2 protein-coding genes are annotated in these 867 nt (G+C 31.6%); both read left to right on the top strand.

What is annotated here, in order from left to right; genetic code table 11:
* Positions 1-81: 81 nt before the first annotated feature.
* On the top strand, positions 82-573 hold the full coding sequence (locus ACOSP6_RS00115; RefSeq protein ID WP_422092385.1) for a hypothetical protein: 492 nt from the start codon (positions 82-84) through the stop codon (positions 571-573).
* Positions 570-830: a hypothetical protein gene (locus ACOSP6_RS00110; protein WP_422092386.1), complete on the top strand. Its 261-nt coding sequence runs from the start codon at positions 570-572 to the stop codon at positions 828-830. Before ACOSP6_RS00115 ends, ACOSP6_RS00110 begins: the two co-directional genes overlap by 4 nt.
* Positions 831-867 lie beyond the last annotated feature (37 nt).

Below are 867 nucleotides of genomic sequence, written 5' to 3'. Positions count from 1 at the left end.
AACATCGGAAAACGACTCGCGTCCTTTTCCCGCAAAAAATCATACACAAATACGTTGTACGCAAGCTAAAAACAGAACTAATTGAGAATTTTAGATTGGATAAAAAACAAAGAAATTAAATCGGAATTTGAAAAAACATTTTCTGACTTAAAGAAAATGGGAGAAATTAAGTCAAGTGCGAAAAAGACTTATGAATTACTTCGCGAATTGGACTTTAATACTTCTGACTCGCAATCTGAATTACTGATTTCGGAATTTAATAAGATTCAATATCAATCGAATACCAATAGTTTCTTTTATTTCTATTTTCCAATTGTAACTCACATTTTATATTACAAACCAAAATATGAGAAAGATATTTTAGGATATTTAATCGGACCAAATTTTGCGAATGGAGATACAGAAACGAAAGATTTGATTCCATTAATCAAAAGTGCAATGGAATTTAAACTGTCTGAAAACAAAAATTATCTGACTAAAGAAAGTAAAGATTGGATTCTAAATGAATTACCGAAAATGGAAAAAGAAGTTGAACGTGAAGTACAGAAATGTTGGAAAGAACTAAACGAATGAATTACTATAAACGAAATTGGAATGAACCTCGTGGAGACCAACATGATAGTTGGGGAAAATCCATTTGGTACTTTGAGACAGACAATAATGGGGAAGTCCTAAGACAAATTGAGGTATACGAGAATGGAAAAATTCTAAAATATGGCAACCAAAATATCGAAGACGAATTTGGTGGACTTGCCAATCAAAATATTGATTTGACTGAGTTTTTGGAGTTTTCGATAGAAAAAGAAGAGTTTGAGAATAACTGGAAATAAAAGCCAGCGTACAACACGGTGTATAATTAATTGCGGC

The sequence above is a fragment of the Tenacibaculum sp. MEBiC06402 genome, from assembly GCF_049239625.1.
Lineage (GTDB): Bacteria > Bacteroidota > Bacteroidia > Flavobacteriales > Flavobacteriaceae > Polaribacter.
Note: the sequence above shows the minus strand (reverse complement) of the source record. Positions and strands in the feature narration are given on the sequence as shown.